Origin of the sequence: Pseudomonas sp. MAG002Y (genome assembly GCF_019400845.1) — a bacterium.
Taxonomy (GTDB): domain Bacteria; phylum Pseudomonadota; class Gammaproteobacteria; order Pseudomonadales; family Pseudomonadaceae; genus Chryseomonas; species Chryseomonas luteola.
The window spans coordinates 65,243-89,352 of record NZ_WOEJ01000002.1 but is presented as its reverse complement, the minus strand read 5'-3'; the positions used below and the strand labels follow the sequence as shown (position 1 = coordinate 89,352).

At 58.1% G+C, this 24,110-nt stretch carries 17 protein-coding genes; 5 read left to right on the top strand and 12 right to left on the bottom strand.

Features of this window, described 5'->3' with window-relative positions; all coding sequences use genetic code 11:
* Nucleotides 1-19: 19 nt before the first annotated feature.
* From GM154_RS03375 to GM154_RS03330, 10 genes are all read right to left on the bottom strand, one after another.
* Complete coding sequence (locus tag GM154_RS03375) at nucleotides 20-1,765, bottom strand: glycoside hydrolase family 5 protein (protein ID WP_010795888.1); 1,746 nt, start codon at nucleotides 1,763-1,765, stop codon at nucleotides 20-22.
* 813 nt (nucleotides 1,766-2,578) lie between these two features.
* On the bottom strand, nucleotides 2,579-3,340 hold the full coding sequence (locus GM154_RS03370) for an SDR family oxidoreductase (RefSeq protein WP_122041551.1): 762 nt from the start codon (nucleotides 3,338-3,340) through the stop codon (nucleotides 2,579-2,581).
* A 734-nt stretch (nucleotides 3,341-4,074) separates the two neighbouring features.
* Entirely contained in the window at nucleotides 4,075-5,007 is a 933-nt protein-coding gene (locus GM154_RS03365; RefSeq protein WP_219650996.1) for an ornithine cyclodeaminase family protein, read from the bottom strand.
* 90 nt (nucleotides 5,008-5,097) lie between these two features.
* The gene (locus GM154_RS03360; protein ID WP_074821881.1) at nucleotides 5,098-5,814 is read right to left on the bottom strand and encodes an ABC transporter ATP-binding protein; all 717 of its coding nucleotides are present in this window, start codon (nucleotides 5,812-5,814) and stop codon (nucleotides 5,098-5,100) included.
* Nucleotides 5,811-6,686: an ATP-binding cassette domain-containing protein gene (locus GM154_RS03355; protein WP_074821877.1), complete on the bottom strand. Its 876-nt coding sequence runs from the start codon at nucleotides 6,684-6,686 to the stop codon at nucleotides 5,811-5,813. Before GM154_RS03355 ends, GM154_RS03360 begins: the two co-directional genes overlap by 4 nt.
* On the bottom strand, nucleotides 6,683-7,960 hold the full coding sequence (gene livM / locus GM154_RS03350) for a high-affinity branched-chain amino acid ABC transporter permease LivM (RefSeq protein ID WP_074821874.1): 1,278 nt from the start codon (nucleotides 7,958-7,960) through the stop codon (nucleotides 6,683-6,685). The genes GM154_RS03355 and livM overlap by 4 nt, the downstream gene beginning before the upstream one ends.
* Nucleotides 7,961-7,964: 4 nt before the next feature.
* Nucleotides 7,965-8,879 carry a branched-chain amino acid ABC transporter permease gene (locus GM154_RS03345; protein ID WP_010795894.1) on the bottom strand — a complete coding sequence of 305 codons (915 nt, stop codon included), beginning with the start codon at nucleotides 8,877-8,879 and terminating at the stop codon, nucleotides 7,965-7,967.
* 99 nt (nucleotides 8,880-8,978) lie between these two features.
* Complete coding sequence (locus tag GM154_RS03340; RefSeq protein ID WP_010795895.1) at nucleotides 8,979-10,100, bottom strand: branched-chain amino acid ABC transporter substrate-binding protein; 1,122 nt, start codon at nucleotides 10,098-10,100, stop codon at nucleotides 8,979-8,981.
* A gap of 279 nt (nucleotides 10,101-10,379) precedes the next feature.
* On the bottom strand, nucleotides 10,380-11,660 hold the full coding sequence (locus GM154_RS03335; RefSeq protein ID WP_219650995.1) for an FAD-binding oxidoreductase: 1,281 nt from the start codon (nucleotides 11,658-11,660) through the stop codon (nucleotides 10,380-10,382).
* 179 nt (nucleotides 11,661-11,839) lie between these two features.
* Nucleotides 11,840-13,330, bottom strand: a complete 1,491-nt coding sequence (locus GM154_RS03330) for an aldehyde dehydrogenase family protein (RefSeq protein ID WP_150346537.1) — start codon at nucleotides 13,328-13,330, stop codon at nucleotides 11,840-11,842.
* A 147-nt stretch (nucleotides 13,331-13,477) separates the two neighbouring features.
* Here GM154_RS03330 and GM154_RS03325 point away from each other — a divergent pair, with 147 nt between their 5' ends.
* Nucleotides 13,478-14,377 (top strand): LysR substrate-binding domain-containing protein, encoded by a 900-nt coding sequence (locus GM154_RS03325; RefSeq protein WP_219650994.1) that lies wholly within the window; start codon nucleotides 13,478-13,480, stop codon nucleotides 14,375-14,377.
* 83 nt (nucleotides 14,378-14,460) lie between these two features.
* Here the strand turns inward: GM154_RS03325 and GM154_RS03320 are convergent, their stop codons facing one another.
* Entirely contained in the window at nucleotides 14,461-14,820 is a 360-nt protein-coding gene (locus tag GM154_RS03320; RefSeq protein WP_219650993.1) for a DUF5064 family protein, read from the bottom strand.
* A 259-nt stretch (nucleotides 14,821-15,079) separates the two neighbouring features.
* On the opposite strand from GM154_RS03320, the gene arcD reads away from it, so the two are divergent.
* Genes arcD through arcC form a run of 4 tightly spaced genes read left to right on the top strand, consistent with a single transcriptional unit; the run spans nucleotide 15,080 to nucleotide 19,764 of the window.
* A complete protein-coding gene (gene arcD / locus GM154_RS03315) occupies nucleotides 15,080-16,504 on the top strand; it encodes an arginine-ornithine antiporter (RefSeq protein ID WP_219650992.1) in 1,425 nt (474 codons plus the stop codon).
* 14 nt (nucleotides 16,505-16,518) lie between these two features.
* The gene (arcA, locus tag GM154_RS03310) at nucleotides 16,519-17,775 is read left to right on the top strand and encodes an arginine deiminase (protein ID WP_219650991.1); all 1,257 of its coding nucleotides are present in this window, start codon (nucleotides 16,519-16,521) and stop codon (nucleotides 17,773-17,775) included.
* A 37-nt stretch (nucleotides 17,776-17,812) separates the two neighbouring features.
* Complete coding sequence (locus GM154_RS03305) at nucleotides 17,813-18,823, top strand: ornithine carbamoyltransferase (RefSeq protein WP_074821853.1); 1,011 nt, start codon at nucleotides 17,813-17,815, stop codon at nucleotides 18,821-18,823.
* Between the two features lie 11 nt (nucleotides 18,824-18,834).
* Nucleotides 18,835-19,764: a carbamate kinase gene (gene arcC, locus GM154_RS03300; RefSeq protein WP_074821851.1), complete on the top strand. Its 930-nt coding sequence runs from the start codon at nucleotides 18,835-18,837 to the stop codon at nucleotides 19,762-19,764.
* 55 nt (nucleotides 19,765-19,819) lie between these two features.
* Here the strand turns inward: arcC and putA are convergent, their stop codons facing one another.
* Entirely contained in the window at nucleotides 19,820-23,797 is a 3,978-nt protein-coding gene (putA, locus tag GM154_RS03295; RefSeq protein ID WP_219650990.1) for a trifunctional transcriptional regulator/proline dehydrogenase/L-glutamate gamma-semialdehyde dehydrogenase, read from the bottom strand.
* Nucleotides 23,798-24,110: the final 313 nt, after the last annotated feature.

Sequence of the window (24,110 nt, the reverse complement as noted above, 5' to 3'; positions counted from 1 at the left end):
TTCTGTGTTCCCGGATCGGTTACTGGCTAACTACCGTCAGCGCGTTTGGATAACCAACGGCGGAACCGTTGAGAAGCGTCGGGGTGTCCAGGAAAACACTCATGTTGCTACCTACCATCTGTACTGACTTGATCTTGTAGACCTGCCCATTGGCCAACCGTACCGAAGCACCGGTCTTGAAGGCTGACGTGTTGGCTGTCGTTGCCGGAAGCGAAATCGCAGCCGCCTTGCGCATGACACCGTTCAGCCAATCAGTATTGGTGAAATTGTTCATCGTACTGGTCGCAACAACGGCCGGAGCGGTTGGCGCAGGCGTCGGTGCGGGTGCAGTCGGGGCTGGCGTCGGCGCAGGGGTAGTCGCCCCCGTACCTGCCGCGTCCGCCACGGTCAGCTTGTTCGGGTAACCCACAACGGCACCATCCAGTGCCGAGCTGTTTACCCAGACGCTCATGTTGCTACCCACTACCTGAACGGACGAGATTTTGGTTACGAGGCCATTCGCCAGACGTACCGAAGTACCTACCTTGAATGCTGCTGTGTTGCCTGAGGTCGCCGCTACGGAGAAGCCTGCTGCCTTTCTGTATACACCGTTGAGCCAGTCTGCATTGGTGAAGTTGTTGATAGCGCTCGAATAGCCTGTGCTGGTTGAAGGCACGGTGGGTGTCGGAGCCGGAGTAGGCGTCGTCGCAACCGGTGCCGTGAACGGGCCAATCGCTGTACAGGTAGTGTTATCAATGTACTTCTTCAGGGTCGGCCACTGAGGACGATCCTGCCCATTGATCGGCTCGACCGACAGAAAGTAGCTGCCCCAGCCTGGACCTGCAGCCCAGTACGTAGCAGGAATACAGTTCTGCTTCAAATAAGCCAGCATGTTGTCCATGAGCAGATTCCAGCGCGGATTGTTATCCGGTACACCGAACTCGCCGATCATGCCCCTCTTGCCATTCTTCTTCAGCCACTCCACGAACGGCTTCACACGCTCGACGCCGTAGTTGGCGTCCAGCTTGTTCACGTCGATGGCGGTGTAGTTACCACCGGCATCCTCGTCGAAATACGAGTGCGCCTGGAAGATCAGGTTGTTGGACGGATCCTTCAGGTTCAGCAGGGAATCGTTCCACCATGGCCAACGGGTCGCTTCGGACCAGCCGTTACCTTCGATCATGATCGGCTTGACCTTGTCCACCGAACGAACGCCATTGATGCCGTACTGAGCCATGATGGGCCACTGGGTCATCGAATCATGCGGCTCGTTCATGATGTCATAAGCATACAGGGACGGCTGGCCGCTCCAGCGCTGGGCGATCAGGGTCATGATCTGCTGGTAGTGGTTGTAGCTCACGTTACCCGTACCAATGATGGTGCCGCGATACATGGTGTAGTTATGCAGGTCCAGGATGATCTTCATACCGTATTTGTTGGCATAGCCGAACGTACGGTCGATCAGCGCGGTATAGGTAGGGTCCAGTGCGCCACCCAGGGTCGGCTGCAGGCGCTCCCAGATGATGGGAAAGCGGATCAGCTTGATACCCTTGGCGTTCCACTGCTGGAAATAGGATTCAACCGGGAAAATGTAGTTGGTACCGTCGATACCTGGCAATACCTGGGCAGCAAAGCCTGCACCTGACAGGTTTAAACCTACCAGATCAACCTGTTCTGCATGAACAGCAGGGCTGGCCAAGGCTACGGCAGCAGCCAACGGAAGAACTTTCTTAAAAAAACGGGTGGAACTGATTTTATTTAAAACAAAAGAAGCAGAAGTTTTCATCTATTCACCAAACTGCTAGTGTTTTTTAGCACGAGCGTTTCCATAGCCCATTATTAAAGGGCTGGCGCAACAGTCGCGTTTCACGTTGAGTTGTATCTAGGCCGAGCCAATAACTGGCACGGGATTAACTTCATCCTTCCGAATGAACTTCCCTGCACTCAACCCTGAGCTATGGAAAGTATTTGCCGGTCAAAACCAGCAGCAACAATAAACAGCGTACTAAACCGTTATTGTCGGGCATTGCACTCTTATGAACTTTTTGCAAAATGCGAAAAGTTCAGTCGGCAATGAAATGCCAATACCAGGAATGGCGATGAAAACATTCTTCTTTAAACTAATTAACTGTGCCTTATTAATAATTATTAAACTTAATAAGGCTTCAAAAGTTGAATGTTCCCGGTGACCCTAACGCGGCGTCACGTCAGTACTTATTCAAGGGGCGTGCCAATTACCAAGAAACAGGCCAGCCAAAGCGATGACCGTTCGTCGCCCGTTTAATTGAGCGCCTCAAGGAAGGGGTTTAGCGAGGAGATGGAAGAAAAGAAGATAACCGGTTACTAAGGCCATTGAGCCGCAACCCATGATGGCATTATGGTTATTCCTGACGCTATTACTGCGTCATCATTCTGGCATTCTGCTCCTATGTGTCAGAATGCTGACTCCTTGCCAGCATGAGACGAAAAGCTCTTTCAAAAAGACCTTGAGCGTATAAGCTCTCAAGCATGGGACACGCCAATAAGCGGCGCTATATCGTTTCAGCTGTATCGACAGCTATCGTAGACGGCAGAGACATACTCTGCCGTCATTATGCTGTCACTCGCTTCGATGAATATTGAACCCGTTCCAGGCTTGGCAGGTCGCCATAAGCTCGATCCGATTGATATTGACATGCTTGGGCTGGTTCAAAGCCCAATGGATCGACTCGGCGATATCATCCGGTGTCAGTGGGTCAGTTCCGGCATATACGGCGTCGGCTTTGCTCTTGTCGCCACCAAAGCGCACCACGGAGAACTCAGTCTCGGAAAGCCCCGGCTCGATGTTGGTCACACGGACGCCTGTGCCCTGCAGATCGCAGCGCAGGTTCAAGGTAAACTGTTTGACGAACGCCTTGGTAGCGCCATAGACATGGCTACCCGGGTACGGCCAGTTACCGGCAACCGAGCCCAGATTGACGATGCCAGCGCCCGCACCGTAAGCGATCAGTCTGGGTAATAACAAGCGCGTGCAATACAGGACACCCTTGATATTGGTATCGACCATGGTGTCCCAGTCATCCAGATCGCACTGCTGAGCAGGTGTAGTACCTAAGGCCAGCCCCGCATTATTGACCAGACCACGCAGGGTCGAAAACTCTTCAGGCAACCCGTTGACTGCCGCCTCGACAGCTGCACGATCCCGAACGTCCAGCACAATCGGATGCACCTTGGTGTGCGCGGAAAGCTCTTCTGCTAACGCGCTCAGGCGATCCTCGCGACGGCCAGTAATGATCAGGGACCACCCATCCTTGGCAAAGCGGCGCGCAGTAGCCGCGCCAAAGCCGGATGTTGCGCCGGTAATGAACAAAGTCGAAGTCATCGATGCAGCTCCTTGAAGTCGAAAGGAAATACCCGGAGAGTAACGCACTCTTTGTCGCTTGAGGCGGTACAGTTATAGCGAAACAGCTCTAAAATCAGCTATTGGCATCCTGGTTGTTTTTTGATCGACCTCTCAAGAGCCAGACAGTATAAGGGCTGTGTACAACCATTCAGATGTTATTCACAGGCTTACTCGCGTTAACCGTGCATAACGTTGAACCCAGCGATTTCTGCATGAAAAACCTGGCGTAGCGACCCTAGGAGCGTGGATAAACGGACGTACTCTAGCGTTGATCATTTTTTGAGCATGCCTCTAGAGAGACGGTGGTACATGGCGTCTGGCCATGTACCCCAAGGTTATACACAACCTTGCTCGCCGAAAACGTGTATAAAACCAGCATCCTGCATTTGAAAATAACCGCTCATTTTTTAACCAATTCTCGCTAGGCCTTGCCACATGCGGCTTGCGTGGAGTCTTCCAAGTGTTATCAACAGGCTTGCTCATATTATTAGTGGGTATGTTGATAACTATCTGAGGTTGGTTACTACTACCCTCTGTACGATTGATCAAAAAGTAACCATCTATCTGTAAGCCTTATATTTTAAGGGCAGCAGACAGGTATCCTAGGGTTATCCACAAGGTGCTCCACGTGTAACGTGGGTAAGTCAGGACCTTGGCCCAATAGAGCAGACTTTAACTGCTAAAACATGGCGCTAAAGGGTGTTGTTCACAGGTCACATGTTATGCAGTAGGTACTGCGCAGCTAGCAGATCTTCTACCGCATAGCCTACGGATTTGAACAAGGTAATTTCCTGGTCATCGCTGCGTACGCCATCCCCTTGCAGAACGTGCCTCAATTCTGTGTTGAGATCGCTTTCCTGGATCACGCCATCACCAAGCGCGAACAGTAAATCGCCTGCCTCCTCCAAAGCACCCTCGCGGGTATCCACTACGATGCGTGCCCGCGCAACGGCTGCTGAATCGGTCTCACGCATAGAGGGAAGAAAGGCACCGACCAGGTCCAGGTGGCAGCCGGGGTTGAGCCACTCGCCCAACACCAGCGGCTCTCGAGAGGTGGTAACACACGTAACCACATCGGCATGCCCTACGCTCTGCGCCAGGTTATCGCTTGCTGAAACCGGATAGCCCTCCCCCTGCAGGCGCTCAGCAAGGGCTTTGGCCTTGCTGTAATCACGCCCCCAGATTTCGATCCGGCTGTAATCACGCACAGCCGTATGGGCACGCACCATGTGGGCAGCTAGCGTTCCCGTACCTACGATGGTCAGGCTCAACGCATCCCGCCGGGCCAGATAGTCAGCCGCCAACGCTGACGTGCAGGCGGTACGCCGAGCTGTCAGTTCCGAGGCTTCCATCAAGGCAAGGGGCTGGCCTGTCACATCATCAAACAAGGCAAACACTGCCGCAACCGAAGGCAGATCGCGTTGGCTATTTTCCGGAAACACAGTCACCAGCTTGACGCCAATGCCCTGCCCTTTCTGCCAGACCGGCATGTTCAACAGCGATGCCTGTCCCTCGGGTAGCGCGTAAGCCTGCCGGTTGGGTGCAGTGCCAGGGTGAGCCAAGCCACTGCGAAGCGCATCGATCAGCCCGGCATAATCCAGAACAGCGGCCACCTCAGCATTGGTGAAAAAGCGGATGGATGACATGGGAACTCCCCTGTTGGAAACACATACTCGACGGCACGCGGCAACGGCCTGCGTCAGTACCATGGAGCCTGACGCAGGCTGAACGGCGGCTTAATGGCCGCCCAGGTAGGCTTCGCGCACCTGAGGATCAGCCAGCAGTTCCTGGCCGCTGCCCGTCATGCGGATCTCTCCCGTCACCATGACATAAGCCCGGTTCGATAACCGGAGCGCATGGTTGGCATTCTGCTCGACCAGAAAGATCGTCATGCCGGACTGCGCAAGCTCACGCAGGATCTGGAAGATCTGCTTCACCACGATAGGCGCAAGTCCCAGGCTTGGTTCATCAAGCAGCAGGAGCTTGGGTCGGCTCATGAGGGCCCGGGCGATGGCCAGCATCTGCTGCTCGCCCCCAGACATGGTCATGGCCCGCTGGTTACGCCGCTCCTTGAGGCGCGGAAACAGCTCGAACATACGCTGCATGTCCTCGTCCACATGCTTGGTACCGATGGGGATGGTGCCCATCAGCAGGTTCTCTTCCACACTCATGTCAGGAAAGACATGTCGCCCTTCCGGTGATTGCGCGATACCGTTGGAAGCAACGAAATGGGCGCTTTTCTGGGTAATTTCCTCGCCTCGGTAGATGATCTGTCCGTTACGCGCCCGCGGCTGTCCAAAGATGGACATGAGCAAGGTGGATTTGCCCGCCCCGTTGGCACCGATCAGGCTGACCGTCTCGCCCTCATTGATGTGCAGGGAGACGCCCTTGAGCGCCTGGATCGGCCCATAAAATACGTCGACGTTTTTGAATTCCAGCAAGGGTGTAGTCATGCCACCTCCTCCTCATCCGCGCCCAGGTAGGCGGCAATGACCTTCGGATTGTTCTTGATCTCGTCCGGCAGACCCTGGGCGATCACGTTACCGTGATCGAGCACGACGATATGGTCGGAGATGCTCATGACCATGCCCATGTCATGCTCGATCAAGAGTACAGTGATCCTGTGCTCGTCACGCAGGTGCCTGATGATGGCCGACAGCTTCTCGGTCTCGGCAGGGTTAAGACCCGCAGCAGGCTCATCCAGACAGATCAGTTCCGGTCGGGTGCACATGGCACGCGCAATCTCCAGACGGCGCTGCTGACCGTAGGACATTTCCCCAGCAAGGCGGTTGGCGCACTCGGTCAGCCCCACCACCTCCAGCCAGTAAAAGGCTACATCGAGTGCCTTTTCCTCTGCCCGACGAAAACCCGGCGTATTGAAGACGCCCGCCAGCAGGTTGCGGTTGATCCACATGTGCTGGGCTACCAGCAGATTCTCGACCACGGACATTTCCTTGAACAGGCGAATGTTCTGGAACGTCCGCGCAAGGCCGGCACGGTTCACCAGGTGCGTCCCGCCAAACATCTTGTACCAGAGGCGACTGCCGAACTGGGCAGGGTTGACGAAATCGGTGGGCTGAAACGGCTCCCCCATGATCCTGCCCACGTCCGTTTCGCGCCCGTCAGCATTGCTCAAGACGATGCGACCATCGGTGGCCTTGTAGAATCCGGTCAGGCAGTTGAAGACTGTAGTTTTGCCCGCCCCGTTGGGGCCGATCAGGGCAGTAATGGAATGGCGGCGAATGCTGAAGGCCACATCGGAAAGCGCCTTGATCCCGCCGAAACGCATGCCCAATCCGTCAACGGTAAGAATGTTGTCGCTCATGGCGCTACTCCCTTGCGAATCGCGAATCCACTGCGGCTGATGCGGATCAACCCGCGTGGGCGCCACATCATCATCACGACCATCAACACACCAAACACGAGCATGCGGATGTCGCCGAACTCACGCAGCACCTCGAACAGCAGCGTCATGACAAAGGCCGAAATGACCACCCCGACGGTCGAGCCAAGCCCGCCGAGCACCACAATGGCCAGCACCAGAACGGACTCGAAAAAGTTGAATGACGCCGGATTGATAAACCCTTGGTAGGTGGCAAAGAAAACCCCGGCAATCCCGGCGGTGGACGCACCGATCATGAAGGCGGAAAGCTTGACCAGAACATGGTTAAGGCCCATGGCGCGGCAGGCGATCTCATCCTCGCGCAGCGCTTCCCAGGCACGGCCAATGGGCATGCGGGTAAGACGATGCTTGATGTAGAGCACCAGTAGCACGATGAGAAACAGCACGCTGTAGATGAAGATCATCGTGGCGTTGGGGTTGTAGGAGATTCCCAGCAGCTCATGGAGAGGCACGCCGCCCTCCTTGGCCCGCCGACCGAACTCAATACCAAAGAACGTAGGGGACGGTGCTGAAATTCCATTGGGGCCGTTGGTGAACTCCAACCAGTTGTTGAGCACCAGACGGATGATTTCACCAAAGCCCAGGGTCACGATGGCGAGGTAGTCGCCGTGCATCCTGAGCACCGGAAAGCCAAGAATCGCCCCGGCCACCGCAGCCATGACTGCAGCAAGGGGAATCATCGTCCAGAAGCCCAACCCCAGGTATTGGTAACCCAGCGCCAGCCCATAGGCACCGATGGCATAAAAGCCGACATAGCCCAGGTCCAGAAGACCGGCGAGCCCGACCACGATGTTCAGCCCCAGGCCAAGCAGCACGTAGATCATGCACAGGATGACCACGGTCAGCCAGTACTTGGTGGCCAGGAAGGGAAAGATCAGCGCGACCAGAATCACGACAGGCAGGATGTACCGCAGATTCGACTTGTGTCCGGGCGGCAGCACATGCACGCCCCCATCGTTGCGCTTGAACGACTCGATCCAGGTACGTCCCCTGGACGTCTGGCCGAACAGGCTGAGCAGAAAACGCCCCGCCATCACCACCGCCACCATGATGCCGACGCGCTGAGGCTCCAGGTTGAAGCCATAACCGTCGAGCACAATACCTACGATGGGCCCGAACAGGATGAGCGAGACCAGCCCGACCATGAAGGTATCACGCAGGATGACCTTGAAATCGAAGGAAGAAGTCTGGGTCATAACATCACACCTTTGCCACGTGCGGCTTTCCAAGCAGCCCCTGGGGCCGGAAGATCAGAATCAGCACCAGTAGAGAGAAGCTGAAGACATCCTTGTAGTCGCTGTTCACAAGACCCGCGAATTGCGCCTCCGACACGCCCAGAATGATGCCGCCCAGCATGGCGCCCGGCAACGAGCCGATGCCGCCTAACACCGCCGCAGTAAACGCCTTGATACCAATGATGAAGCCGGCATAGAAGTCGAACGTGCCGTAGTTCATGGTAATCAGTACACCGGCCAACGCCGCCATCGCAGCACCGATGATGAACACGTACGAGATCACCCGGTCGGTGTTGATGCCCAGAATCTGCGCCATCTTGCGATCCTGCTGGGTCGCGCGACACATGCGGCCCAATGTGGTCTTCTGGATCACATAGGTCAAAAGGCCCATGCCCACAATGGACGCGACGATGATGAAGATCTTGGTGTAAGTGATGATGACGAAGCCTTCACCAATATGCAGGCGCAGCGCCCCATCGAGCAGCGTTGGTACCCCTTGTTGGCGAGCCCCTTGGGCCAGCTGCACATAGTTTTGCAAGATCAGCGACATGCCGATGGCCGAGATCAGCGGCGCAAGGCGGGTGGAGTTACGCAGCGGTTTGTAGGCGATTCGTTCGATTGCCCAACCATAAAGGCTGGTCACCACTACACAGAAGATAAGCGTGCCCAGGATCAGCACAGGAAAGGAATGCAGGCCGAAAAAGCTCAACAGGGCAATACCGATGGCTGCCAGATAGGCAGACACCATGTACACATCGCCGTGAGCGAAGTTGATCATGCCAATGATGCCGTACACCATCGTGTAACCGATGGCGATCAGCCCGTATACCGAGCCCAGGGTCAGGCCGTTGATGAGTTGTTGCAGGAAGATACCGTCCACGATGTCATTCTCGCGCAAGCGGTTGAGTAAAGACGCGCCAGGACATCACCTCCGGCTTGGTCAGCCGGAGGTGAAAGACGCATGAACGCAGAAAGGGAATCAGGGCAACTGGTTGTATTTGCCTTTATCGTCCCACTCGTACATTACGTAGTCGGAGACTTTGAGGTCGCCCTTGCCATCCCAGGACTTTTCACCCAGAACGGTAGGAACGGTATGACTCTTGAGCCATTCGGAGGCGGCTTCGCCATCCGTGCTGCCGGCGCCCTTGAAGGCAGCCGCCACGGCTTGCAAAGAGGCATAGGAATACAGCGTGTAGCCTTCCGGCTCATAACCCGAGGCGCGCAGCTTATCGACTACGCTTTTACCGGCCGGGCTTTTCAGCGGATCGGCACCAAAGGTCATCAACACCCCCTTGGTATATTGCGGGCCACCGGCGGTCGTTACCATGTCAGCCGAGACGATGCCATCACCTGAAACAAATTTGGCGTTTACGCCCTGCTCTCGCATCTGGCGGACCAGCGGGCCGGCTTCGGGGTGCAGACCGCCAAAGTAGACGACCTCGGCCCCAGAGGAGCGAATCTTGGTTACCAGGGAGTTGAAGTCCTTCTCACCGCGCGTCAGGCCTTCATAAAGCACTTCCTTCACGCCGCGCTTGGCCAGCTGAGCTTTCATGGCATCCGCCAGGCCCTGGCCGTAAGCATCCTTGTCATGGATAACAGCTACCTTTTTCGCCTTTAACGTATCCACGATGTAGTTGGCTGCCACGACCCCTTGCTGGTCATCACGGCCACACATACGGAATACGCCTGCCAGACCGCGCTCGGTGATTTGTGGATTGGTTGATCCAGGCGTGATGGAGATTATTCCTGCTTCATCGTAAATCTCTGACGCTGGCAGCGTATTGGAGGAGCAGAAGTGGCCGATCACCGCCTTGACTCCCTCGGAATCGACCAACCGGTTAGCCACCGCTACCGCTTGTTTGGGCTCACAGGCATCGTCGCCCTGTACCAGTTTGATCTTTTCACCATTGATACCACCCGTGGCGTTAATGTCCTCAGCCGCCAGTGTTGCACCTTTCCAGAACTGCTCTCCGTAAGCGGCGTTAGCGCCAGTAAAGGGACCTGCAACACCGATGATGATATCGGCCTGAGCCAAAGCGGAAAACGAAAGAGCTGAGCCAATTGCGAGAGCCAGAATGCCTTTTCTGTAAATCGTCGACATGGGAGATTTGCTCCAAAGGGTTAGGTTGGCCCTCTCCAGACAGCAATCCACATGCCAGCGCTCTGATATCGTTAAAAATCTTCAAAATCATAGGTTTTTGTGAAAAATCAGAGAATTTTGTAAGAAATCGGCGAAATGCTCCGCCAGCCTGCGACTAAAGCAGCGCTTGCCTATGTATAAGGTCACTCACGAAGCATCGTTCAGGACAGCGAAACGGCCTAGATGCACTGTCCTGATCTTGTCATCCTCACCTCTTGCACCAATAAGTAACACTACGAGTTACACCACAATTCGCAAACACTGCCCCGCGTGATAAAGACTAAAACCGGCTTCGTAGAGCGGGCTTCGCCATTGCCCTACCGGGTTGTGATCCCAGGGGACAAAGGGCATCGGTAGCACTTCGCTGTCACCGCTGCACAAGTAATGGGCAAAGGCCTTGCCTACAACGGTACCGGTCGTTACACCGCGCCCGTTATAACCGGTCATGGCGAGCAAACCGGGTGCCGGTTCGAACAGGCGCATCAGATGATCAGGCGTAAACGCGATGCATCCTGTCCAGGTGCATTCCCACTCGACCTTGCCAAGCGCAGGGAAATAATGCTGCTGAATGCGATCAGCCCAGGCCTCGATGAACCAGCCCGGACGGCTCGCCATATTGCCCAGGCTGCCCAGCAACAGGCGTCCCGCTGCATCGCGCCGGATACTGCTGAGCACCGTGCGGGTATCCCAGGAGCCCTGCGCGCCGGGCAGGATAAAATCGGCTTCAGGCCCCAGCGGCCTGGAGGCGACCTGATAGTAATACCCCGGAAAGAATTGATTGCGCAGGGTAGTCCACTCGCCTTCGGTATAGGCGTTGGAAGCGATAAGCACCTGCTCGGCCAGCACGGCCCCTTGCCTCGTCACGACGCACCACTGTGAGCCCTGACGCTCAAGGCGAGTAACCGGTGACTGCTGATGGAGCTGAACGCCCTGCGCTAATGCCGCGCGGGCCAGCCCAAGGCTGTAGCCCATCGGGTTGATCGTGCCGGCACGGCGATCCAGCAGCGCGCCGGAGACATGCGCCGTGCCACAGGCCTCGATGCAGGCAGTACCGGTCAGCAATTCAACCGGTGCGCCTCGCCGTTGCCACTGCTCGGCGCGGCGTTGCAGGTCAGCAAGGCCCTTGCCGTTATGCGCCATGTGCAGTGTGCCCTGGTGCTGCGCCTGGCAATCGATGCCGTGGCGCTCGATCAGGGAGAAGACCTCATAGGGTGCGTTCCCCATGACCTTGAGCAGCTTTTCCCCTACCGCGGGCCCAAGCGTAGCGACCGCCTCGTCCGGTGGAATCCACATACCGGCATTGACCAGCCCGACGTTACGGCCGGAACCGCCATGCCCCACTTCATAGGCTTCTATGATCGCCACTCGCTTGCCCTGTTCCGCCAGATGCAACGCAGCCGAAAGCCCCGTAATGCCTGCACCGATGATGCAGACATCAGCCCTGGATTCGCCTTTCAAGGGTGGTGCATTGAGGGTATTAGGTGACAGGGTTTCCCACAGACATTGCTGGCGGAGCGGCATAGGTATTCCTTCACACAATGACGATATGAACCGTTAACCTTGAGGGTGAGGGTTTCGATAGATATCGTCAGGGCCCAACCCATCCTACGAGACCGTCCCGGCAGTCCCGCATCAACACCCTACAAAGCTACCCGGTAGGGTGGATTGAGCGCAGCGATACGCATCACTCAAGTCCCACCTCAATCAAACACGATCCCCTGCGCCAATGGCAGCTCGCGGGAGTAGTTCACCGTATTGGTCTGGCGACGCATATAGCTCTTCCAGGCATCGGAGCCGGACTCGCGGCCGCCGCCGGTTTCCTTCTCTCCGCCAAAGGCCCCTCCAATCTCGGCGCCGCTCGGGCCGATATTCACATTGGCGATACCGCAATCACTGCCCACCGCAGACAGGAAGGACTCAGCCTCGCGGATGTCCGTCGTGAAGATGCAGGACGACAAGCCTTGCGGCACCGCATTATTCATGGCGATGGCCTCGTTGAATTCACGGTAAGTCATCACGTAGAGAATGGGGGCAAAGGTTTCAGTCTGCACCGACTCGCTCTGCTCGGGCATCTCGACGATAGCCGGAGAGACGTAGTAACCGTTCGGGTACTGGTCCGCCAGCTGACGCTCGCCACCAAAGACCACACCGCCCTCACCCTTGGCCTGCTCCAGGATGCCCTGCATGGCCTGAAAGCTCTGTGCGTCGATCAGCGGACCGACCAGATTGCCTTCCAGCGGATGGCCGATACGCACCTTGGCATAGGCAGACTTCAAGCGTGTCACCAATTCATCCTTGATGGATTCATGGGCAATCAAGCGGCGCAGTGTGGTGCAGCGTTGACCGGCCGTACCCACAGCGCTGAACAAGATGGCGCGAACTGCCATGTCAAGATCGGCACTGGGCCCAACGATCATGGCATTGTTGCCGCCCAGCTCCAGCAGCGAACGGCCAAAGCGAGCCGCTACACGTGGCCCCACTTCACGGCCCATACGGGTGCTGCCGGTGGCGCTGACCAAGGCCACGCGTGGATCATCCACCAGCGCTTCACCGCTGGCTCGGTCCCCTACGATGACCTGGCTCAGGTAGTCCGGTGCATCGCCAAAGGCTTTGACGGCGCGCTCAAACAGCGCCTGACAGGCCAATGCCGTCAGCGGCGTTTTTTCCGAAGGTTTCCATACCACAGAGTTACCGCAGACGATGGCCAGGGCGGTGTTCCATGACCAGACCGCCACCGGGAAATTGAACGCACTGATCACACCTACCACGCCCAGCGGGTGCCAGGTTTCACGCATGTGGTGACCGGGACGCTCGGAGGCGATCGTCAGGCCATACAGCTGGCGGGACAGGCCGACGGCGAAGTCGCAGATATCGATCATTTCCTGCACTTCACCCAACCCCTCCTGCGTGATCTTGCCCGCTTCCCAGGACACCAGCTCGCCCAGGTCAGCCTTGTGCTTGCGCAGCTCTTCGCCCAGCAGGCGGACCAACTCACCGCGACGTGGCGCTGGTACAGCACGCCAGGCCTGGAAAGCCTTGTCGGCCCGGGTGATCTTTTGCTCCACCTCGGCGGCGCTTTCCAGCGTGACAGCGCCAAGCTGGCTGCCGTCGATAGGTGTGAACACGGCATGGTTGCCGTTCTGGTAAAGGCTTGGGTCAACGCCGAGACGGCTGAGCAGTGCGTCAATCATGGCTGGCTCCTTAGGTCATTATGGGTTCAGTATTAGCCGGGAAGCGGCTGCTCAACAAACGACCTTTGCTCGGTTTATCATTCCTTTTTTTCATGAACGTTCTGCACGCAGCCTTAAATCTGCGCGCCGACTCAGGTTGGAGCTGTCATGTCCCGTCGCCACATACCCTCGATCACCGCCATGCAATGTTTCGAGGCCGTGGCACGGCACCTGAGCTTTACCCGTGCCGCCGAGGAGCTGAACCTGACTCAGAGTGCGGTGAGCAAGCAGGTGGCTCAGCTCGAAGAACAGCTGGGCCATCCACTTTTTCGACGCGTACGCCAGCGGTTGCAGATGACTCCAGCCGGCTCGCTGTACCTGTCTGAAGTCAGCAAGATTCTCACGCAGATCGAGATGTCGACCCATTACATGCGCTCCTATGGAGGTGAAACCGAGGTGCTGCGTGTAGCAACGCCTCCGACCTTTGGCGAGCGCTGGCTAATCCCACGCCTCAAGGGCTGGCGGCTACAGCATCCGATGATCCACCTGGACGTGCGTCATGAAGTCAAGAATATGGACGTCAACGAGCCGGCCTGTGACGTGGCACTGTTCGCCGGCCAGGGACGCTGGCCCGGTGCTGAATGTATTCCGTTGATGACTGAGGACATGGTGCCGGTCTGCGCACCCGGTCTCTGGCCCGAAGGGCACCTGAGCGATCCGACGCAGCTGGCCGATTACATTCTGCTCCAGAATGCAGCTCGCCCCGAGGCGTGGCACGAATGGTTCCAGAGCCAGGGCCTTCACACCGAACACAGCTACCACGGGCCGCGCTTCGATACCTTTACTATGTGCATCCGCGCGGCGCAGGTGGGCTGCGGTGTCGCCCTGGTGCCACGCTTTCTGATCGACGAGGAGCTGGCCGAGGGTAAGCTGGTCACTGCCTGGCCGCACAGCATGACCAGCCCACATACGTATTATCTCGGCTATCCCGAGCATGCCGCAGAAGTCCCCAAGATCCGAAAGTTCGTCGCCTGGATACGCGAGCGGATCGATACGCCTACCGTTTGAGTCATGCTGTTATTGGCACGGAGGTGTTGTGAAGGCCTTGAATGAGGCCGTGCAGGCCGGGGACAGAATGGGCCCAACGCACATCACCCCCGGCTCAGAAACCATTCCAGGTCCACCGGGTCACCCGGCTTGAGCTGCAGGCGCCGACGCAGATCGTCGAACAACGGATCGTAGTCGTCATGCCATGAAAAGACGCAGGCGGTGCGCGGCGCCAGTCCATAGCCCCGCAGGCGGCGGCTGATCACTGACAGAAAATTGCAGGCCACATCGCGGCGCAACTCGAACGTTTCGCGGACGGTCTGCTCACCTACTGTACCGTTGAGGTCGAACCTTACGACCTGTTCGCGCGACGGAGACGTCACCTCATAGGTCAGGCTTAGGCGAAAGGCTGGCTGTTGCGGGTTACCCAGCCGCTGCACGTCAAGACGACCCGGCTCGTACATGATTTTCACTCCTCCCGCCGCTTGGCAGATTGCGTTCACGTCAGACCGTTTGGCGGTCTTCTGGCTAGCGTAATGGATCTGCACGGCCAAACTATTTGCCGCAGAGCACTTCATTGCTTCAGGTCAATCCACAACGATCTATTGAGGCATTGATCTCCAATAGCGCGTGTTCAAACAATCGTTCGTCTCCTTGATCCAGGTCATTGGCCATTTTTCCTACAGGTTCCTAATAGGCTCAAACCCGTAAGGAAATGCCGTCATGACCACAGCACAAACACAAAAGTTAAGGCTGGGCGCGCTGACTGCCCTCGTCGTGGGATCGATGATCGGGGGCGGCATTTTTTCACTGCCGCAAAACATGGCCCAAAGTGCCGGCGCGGGCGCCGTGCTGATCGGCTGGGCCATTACCGCTGTCGGCATGCTGACCCTGGCCTTCGTTTTCCAGACCCTCGCCAACCGCAAACCCGAACTGGATGCCGGTGTCTACGCCTACGCCAAGGCAGGGTTCGGTGACTACATGGGCTTCTCCTCCGCCTGGGGTTACTGGATCAGCGCCTGGCTCGGCAATGTCAGTTACTTCGTGCTCCTGTTCAGTACGCTGGGTCTTTTCGTTCCGGCGTTTGGCGAGGGCAACACGCCGCTGGCCATCCTGTGTGCCTCGGCCGTCCTGTGGGGCGTACATTTCCTGGTCCTGCGCGGCGTACATGGAGCTGCCTTCATCAACCTCGTCACCACGATCGCCAAGATCGTTCCGCTGGTGATGTTCATCGTGCTCGCGGGCGTAGCGTTCCGCCTGGATGTCTTCACAGCGGACTTCTGGGGCACACCGGACTCAGGCAGCGTCATGAACCAAGTGCGAAACATGATGCTGGTGACTGTGTGGGTCTTCATCGGGATCGAAGGCGCCAGCGTGTATTCCGCACGTGCCGAGAAACGCCGTGATGTGGGCAAGGCAACCGTGATCGGCTTTCTTGGCACGCTGCTGCTGCTCGTGCTGGTCAACGTCCTGTCGCTGGGCGTCATGAGCCAACCGGAACTGGCCGGACTCAAGAACCCCTCCATGGCAGGCGTACTGGAGCATCTCGTCGGTCATTGGGGTGCGGTATTGATCAGCGTAGGGCTGGTGATCTCGTTGGCCGGGGCCTTGCTCTCCTGGACATTGCTCTGCGCCGAGATTCTCTATGCCGCCGCCCGCGACAACACCATGCCGCGTTTCCTGCGCAAGGAGAACGCCAACCATGCGCCCAGCAATGCACTGTGGCTGTCCAATGGGCTGATTCAGCTGTTCCTGGTGATCACCCTGTTTGCCGCCAGCACTTACACCAGCCTGCTGTACCTGGCCACCTCCATGATTCTGGTGCCGTACTTCTGGTCGGCGGCCTATGCCCTGTTGATCGGCGTACGAGGCGAGTCCTACGAGGCCGCCTCCCGTGAACGCAGCAAGGACCTGATCATTGCCGTCATTGCCACCCTCTACAGCGCCTGGCTGCTCTATGCCGGCGGCATGAAATACCTGCTGCTTTCCGCCCTGCTCTATGCCCCTGGCGCAATCCTGTTCGCCAAGGCCAAACACGAGCTGGGCCAGCCCGTTTTCACCGCTGTTGAAAAACTGATCTTCGCCGCCGTCGTGCTGGGCGCTGCCATAGCAGCCTACGGTCTGTACGCCGGCTTCCTGACCCTGTGACAAGGAGAACAGACATGACCGTTAACTCAACCCCACTCGGCGTGCATTCGGAAGTCGGCAAACTGCGCAAAGTACTGGTCTGCTCGCCCGGACTGGCCCATCAGCGCCTGACCCCCAGCAATTGTGACGACCTGCTGTTCGACGATGTGATCTGGGTGAATCAGGCCAAGCGCGATCACTTCGACTTTGTCACCAAAATGCGTGAGCGTGGGGTAGAAGTGCTGGAGATGCACAATCTGCTCACCGAGACGGTGAAGAATCCCGAAGCGCTGAAATGGATTCTGGACCGCAAGATCGTGCCCAATCAGGTCGGCATAGGCTTGGTCAACGAAACCCGCGCCTGGCTCGAAAGCCAGGAGCCCCGCCATTTGGCTGAGTTCCTGATTGGTGGCGTGTCCGGCTCGGACCTTCCCGACACCAGCGGCAGTGAAATGGTCAAGATGTTCCGGGATTACCTGGGCCACTCCAGCTTTGTATTACCGCCCTTGCCCAACACCCAGTTCACCCGTGATACCACCTGTTGGATCTACGGCGGCGTCACGCTAAATCCGATGTTCTGGCCAGCCCGTCGCCAGGAAACACTGCTGACAGCGGCCATCTACAAGTTTGCTCCGGAATTCTCCGATCAGCACTTCGACATCTGGTATGGAGACCCGGATGTGGACCACGGCCTTGCCACCCTGGAGGGCGGCGACGTCATGCCTATTGGCAAAGGCATATTGCTGATCGGCATGGGCGAGCGCACCTCACGGCAAGCCATTGGCCAACTGGCGCAAAACCTGTTCAAGGCAGGCGCAGTGGAGCGGATCATCGTGGCCGGTCTCCCCAAATCCCGTGCGGCCATGCACCTGGATACCGTGTTCAGCTTTTGCGACCGCGATCTGGTCACCGTGTATCCAGAAGTCGCCAATGCCATCGTGCCGTTCAGCCTGAGGCCGGATGAAAGCAAGCCGGGCGGTATCGACATCCGCCGCGAACCCAAACCCTTCCTCGACACTGTGGCTGAAGCGCTGGGCCTCAAGGCGTTGCGCGTCGTGCTGACCGGTGGTGACAGCTACGAAGCTGAACGCGAGCAATGGGATGACGGCAACAACGTGGTCGCCCTGGAACCCGGCGTTGTGGTCGGCTATGACCGCAATACTTACACCAACACCCAGCTACGCAAGGCGGGGGTTGAAGTCATCACCATCAGCGCCAGTGAGCTTGGCCGGGGCCGGGGCGGCGGCCACTGCATGACCTGCCCGATCGTACGTGACCCTGTCGATTACTAATCCCACCCGCCCCTACCGGAACCTCAGGAGAAATCACATGGCTTTCAACATTCGCAACCGCAACCTGCTCAGCCTGGCCCACCATACTCCGCGGGAGATCCGCTACCTGCTGGACCTCGCCCGCGACCTCAAGCGCGCCAAGTACACCGGCAACGAGCAGCAGCACCTCAAGGGCAACAACATTGCCCTTATCTTCGAAAAGACCTCGACCCGCACCCGCTGCGCCTTCGAAGTAGCCGCCCATGACCAGGGCGCGCACGTCACTTACATCGACCCGACCTCCTCCCAGATCGGCCACAAGGAGACCATGAAGGACACTGCCCGTGTGCTTGGCCGCATGTATGACGCCATTGAGTATCGCGGCTTCAGCCAGGAGACGGTGGAAGAGCTGGCCAAATATGCAGGCGTGCCGGTGTACAACGGCCTGACCGATGAATACCACCCCACCCAGATGCTGGCCGACGTGCTGACTATGCAGGAAAACAGCGACAAACCGCTGCATGACATCAGCTACGCCTACCTGGGCGATGCACGCAACAACATGGGCAACTCACTGCTACTGATTGGCTGCAAGCTGGGCATGGACGTACGCATCGGCGCGCCAAAGGCGTTGTGGCCACACGAAGACTGGATCAAGGAGTGCAAGGCCATCGCCGAGGGGACTGGCGCACGCGTTACATTGACTGAAGACCCCAGGGAAGCGGTTCAGGGCGTCGACTTTGTGCATACCGATGTCTGGGTGTCCATGGGCGAACCCGTGGAAGCCTGGGGTGAGCGCATTCAGTTGCTCCTGCCTTACCAGGTCAACAGCGAGCTGATGAAGGCGACCGGCAGTCCACGGACCAAGTTCATGCATTGCCTGCCTGCCTTCCATAACGCTGAAACCAAGGTCGGCAAGCAGATTGCCGAAAAATACCCGCACCTTGCCAATGGTATCGAAGTGACTGATGACGTATTCGAGTCGCCCGCCTCCATAGTATTCGAGCAGGCAGAGAACCGGATGCATACCATCAAGGCCGTTCTGGTCGCTACTCTCGCTGACCTGTAAGGAGTCGCACCATGCGTATCGTCGTCGCTCTGGGGGGTAATGCCCTGCTTCGCCGAGGCGAACCCCTTACCGCTGAGAACCAGCGGGAGAACGTCAGGATCGCCACCGGGCAACTGGCCAAGATCGTGGACGGCAACGAGCTGGTCATTGCTCATGGCAATGGCCCCCAAGTCGGGCTGTTGGCCCTGCAGGGTGCGGCCTATACGGACGTAAGCCCCTACCCCCTGGATGTGCTGGGCGCGCAGACCGAAGGCTCCATTGGCTACATGATCGAGCAGGAGCTGGGCAACCTGCTTCCGTATGAGGTGCCGTTCGCCACGCTGTTGACTCAAGTAGAGGTGGATGCTGCCGACCCAGCGTTCCAACATCCCACCAAACCCATCGGCCCGGTCTATAGTCGGGAGCAGGCCGAACAGCTCCAGGCGGAAAAGGGTTGGACCATTGCCGCAGATGGCGACAAATTCCGCCGCGTGGTAGCCAGCCCCCAACCCAAACGCATTTTCGAGATTCGCCCGATTAAGTGGCTCCTGGAAAAAGGCACCATTGTCATCTGCGCAGGCGGCGGCGGGATTCCCACCTGCTATGACCACCACGGCCGCCTGAAAGGTATTGAGGCGGTCATCGACAAGGATCTCTGCTCATCCCTACTGGCGCAGGAGCTGGACGCGGACCTGCTAGTGATTGCCACTGACGTGGACGCAGCCTATATCGAATGGGGCAAGCCCGACCAGAAAGCGATTGCCCAAGCCCACCCCGAGGCCTTGGAAGCGCTCGGGTTCGCGGCAGGCTCCATGGGACCCAAGGTCCAGGCGGCCTGCGAGTTTGCCCGTAAGACTGGGAAGGCGGCTGTCATCGGCTCGCTGTCGGACATCGAGGCCATCACGCAGGGTCGCGCCGGAACACGAGTCACAATGGAGACGGAGGGCATCCTGTATCGATAAATCCTGCAGAAACGAAAAGGCCCGGATCAACCGGGCCTTTTCATGAGCGGAGCACTCAGCTGATGGTCATCAGGCTAGCGTTACCGCCGGCTGCTGCGGTGTTGACGCTTACCGCGCGTTCGATAAGCAGACGCTCCAGCGGAATCGCGGTTTCGCCCTGGGACAATCCCTGAACGCCCACGATCGGACCGCTACGCTGGGCTGCCTGCTGGCAGACCTGACGCAACTGATCGGAGTCACCGTGATGCAGGATGGCATCGAAGTGTTCCTCGTCCTTGGTCCAGTCGGACGTCGTTTGGATACGAGCCTGAACAGCCTTGGGCAAACGACCACGCAACGCACGGGACAGATCGTTCTGCACCCACAGCGCGGTGCTGCCGACTGCCAGTACCGCTGCCAGCTGGGCCATCAGATCCGTCTCGTCATCCGCCAGACAGAGCACACGCTCACGTGGCAGCAGGCTGTAGGTGTTGCGCTCACCCGTCGGACCGGCCAGCAGGCGAGTCACACCGCTGACGGTCTGCCTGGCGAATGCCTGGCACAGCTCGGCCAAATCGGTGTTGTTCTGCTCGCCTGCCCACTTCTGCAACGCTTCGAGCGGCTTGCCCTGACGCTGTTCCATTTGGGTACGCAGGGTCAGGTCAGACGGACTTTCCTGATCGTCACGGGCAAACGCCTGGGCCACTCCGTCTACCGGACGGGTAGACAGGAGGCGGTACAGGTACACCGGACCACCGGCCTTCGGACCTGTACCGGACAAGCCTTCGCCACCGAAAGGCTGCACGCCGACCACTGCGCCTACCATGTTGCGGTTAACGTAGAGGTTGCCCGCCTGGGCCTTTTCCACAACCTGGGCAATGGTTTCGTCGATGCGGGTATGCACACCCAGCGTCAGGCCATAACCCGTAGCGTTGATCTGATCCATCAGGCGGTTCAGGTCCTGACGGGCATAGCGCACCACGTGCAGCACCGGACCGAAGATTTCACGCTCCAGCTCGTCCAGGCTTTCCAGCTCGATCAGCGTTGGCATCACAAAGGTGCCGCGATGAGTCGCGCCATCGTTGTTGCGTGCAATCTGGTAAACTGTACGGCCTTTGGCCCGCATGCCCTGGATGTGCTTGTCGATATTGGCCTTGGCTTCGGCATCGATCACCGGGCCAATGTCTACCGGCAGGTTATCCGGATTGCCGATGCGACACTCAGCCATCGCCCCCTTGAGCATCTCAAGAATGCGATCCGCCACGTCTTCCTGCACACACAGGACGCGCAAGGCGGAGCAGCGCTGACCGGCGCTGTCGAACGCTGATGCCACGACGTCGGTTACCACCTGCTCGGCCAGTGCCGAGGAATCCACGATCATTGCGTTCTGGCCACCTGTTTCAGCGATCAGCGGAATCGGACGGCCATGGGCATCCAGGCGACCGGCAATGTTGCGGGAAATAATGTTGGCGACTTCGGTCGAACCGGTGAACATTACGCCTTTCACACGCTCATCGCTGACCAGTGCCGAACCTACGGTATGCCCCTGGCCTGGCAGCAATTGCACCACGCCTTCCGGCACGCCAGCTTCCAGCAGCAGGCGAACGGCCTGAGCCGCGATCAGTGGCGTCTGCTCGGCAGGCTTGGCCAGAACGGTATTACCCGCCGCCAGCGCAGCCGCAACCTGACCTGTAAAGATCGCCAGCGGGAAGTTCCACGGGCTGATGCAGACCACCGGCCCTAGCGGGCGGTGGGTGTCATTGGCGAAATCACGACGCACCTGGGCGGCGTAATAGCGCAGGAAGTCCACGGCCTCGCGCACTTCAGCAATGGAATTCGCAAAGGTCTTGCCGGCTTCACGAACCAGCAGGCCCATGAGTGGCTGAATTTGCGCTTCCATCAGGTTGGCAGCGGTTTCGAGCACGGCGGCACGCTGGTCCGGCGGTGTGGACTGCCAGATCGGTGCAGCAGTCAATGCACTGTTCAGCGCATTGTCCACGTCCTGGACGCTGGCGTTCTGCACATAACCCACCACATCACGGTGATCGGCCGGATTCTGGATGGCCTGGGGAATGCCTACTTCAGCCGGGCAGCCCAGCATGGGCGCTGCACGCCATTCAGTGTTGTTACTATGTAACAACGCACCCGACAACGAGCCCAGTCGATGCTCATTGGCCAAGTCAATACCGCTGGAATTCAAGCGGCCTTCGCCATACAGCTGGCTGGGCAGCGGAATGCGTGGATGTGGCAGGCCTAATTTGCCCTCTTGTGCTGCGATCTGCTCGATCGTCACGACCGGATCGGCCACCAGCTCTTTCAAGGAGATAGAGTGATCGGCAATACGGTTGACGAACGAGGTGTTCGCGCCGTTTTCCAGCAGGCGACGCACGAGGTACGCCAGCAGGGTTTCATGCGTTCCCACCGGTGCATAGATGCGGCACGGGCGGTTCAGCTTGCCATCGGCCACCTTGCCGACGACCTGCTCGTACAGCGGCTCGCCCATGCCATGCAGGCACTGGAACTCGTACTGGCCGGGATAGTAGTTCTGACCTGCGATCTGGTAGATCGCCGCCAGGGTGTGGGCGTTGTGGGTAGCGAACTGTGGGTAGATCACTTCCGGCACGGCCAGCAGCTTGCGCGCACACGCGATGTAGGACACATCGGTATACACCTTGCGGGTGTAAACCGGATAACCTTCCAGACCTTCAACCTGGGCACGCTTGATCTCGCTGTCCCAGTACGCACCTTTCACCAGACGGATCATCAGACGGTGACGGCTGCGGCGCGCCAGATCGATCATATAATCGATCACGAACGGACAACGCTTCTGGTAGGCCTGGATGACAAAACCAATCCCGTTCCAGCCAGCCAGGCTGGACTCGAAGCACAGGCGCTCCAGTAGATCGAGGGAAATTTCCAGGCGATCGGCTTCTTCGGCATCGATGTTGATACCGATGTCGTACTGCTTAGCCAACAGGGTCAAATTCAGCAGGCGCGGATACAGCTCGTCCATGACGCGCTCGTACTGCGCACGGCTGTAGCGCGGATGCAGGGCGGACAGCTTGATAGAGATGCCCGGGCCCTCATAGATGCCACGGCCATGAGAGGCTTTGCCGATGGAATGAATGGCCTGCTCGTAGGACGCCAGATAACGCTGGGCATCCTCCTCGGTCAGGGCCGCTTCACCCAGCATGTCGTAGGAGTAGCGGAAGCCCTTGGCTTCAAGCGCGCTGGCATTGGCCAGGGCTTCGGCAATGGTTTCGCCGGTGACGAACTGCTCGCCCATCAGGCGCATCGCCATGTCTACACCCTTGCGGATGACCGGCTCGCCGCTCTTGCCGATGAGGCGATTGAGCGAGCTGGAAAGACCCGCCTCGTTGTGGGTGGAGACCAGCTTGCCCGTTAGCAACAGCCCCCAGGTCGCTGCATTGACGAACAGTGACGGGCTGTTGCCCAGGTGTGGCTGCCAGTTGCCCTTGCTGATCTTGTCGCGGATCAGGGCATCACGGGTGCCCTTGTCCGGGATACGCAGCAGCGCTTCGGCCAGACACATCAGCGCCACGCCTTCCTGGGAAGACAGAGAGAATTCGCGCAGCAGGCTCTGGACCATGCCGGAGCGGCCACCAGCGCCCTTCTGGTTACGTAGCTTTTCAGCGATGCTGTAGGCCAGCTTGTACGCGGCATCGGCAGTAGTTGCGGGGAGACGCGCCTGCTCAAGCAGCATAGGCACCATCTCTTCTTCCGGACGGCGATAGGCGGCCGTCACGGCAGAGCGCAGTGCAGACTGCGGCAGAATGCTTTCGGCAAATTCAAGGAATGGCTGATAGACCGGATCAGCCAGGGCTTCTACTACTTCGTTGTCACCTTCGCCCAGTCGCGCTGCAATATTCTGCAACTCGTCGACACTTACACCTTTTTCCAATGTTTCCAGGTACGTGTAGATTGCCTGTTTGATCAACCAATGGGGTGTACGGTCGATAAGGCGAGCGGCCTCTTTCAAACGTTCACGGGTGGCTTCGTCGAGTTTCACGCCTAGCGTAGTAGTAGTTGCCATTGAACAGCCTTTTTTAATTGGAAGTGCTACACGGTGGCGGCAAGCATAGAGGCTACCTCTGCATGGTGCAACCAGGTGCAACCCAGGAAACCGACAAAGGCGCAACCGTCTGTCTCTTGACCGCCGGAAGACGCCGCCCCATCTCGTTAGAACCTGTCTACATCAAGGCTTCAAGCCTGCCAGTACAAAATAGCCTGCTCACTCTTGCGTTGTGTTGATTTGCCGCTTTTATGCTGATTCGGACGAGCCGCAAAGGCCGGGTTGCACCTAAGCCTGCTTTGACCTTCTGAAAAGCACTGGTGGTAGCGACAAT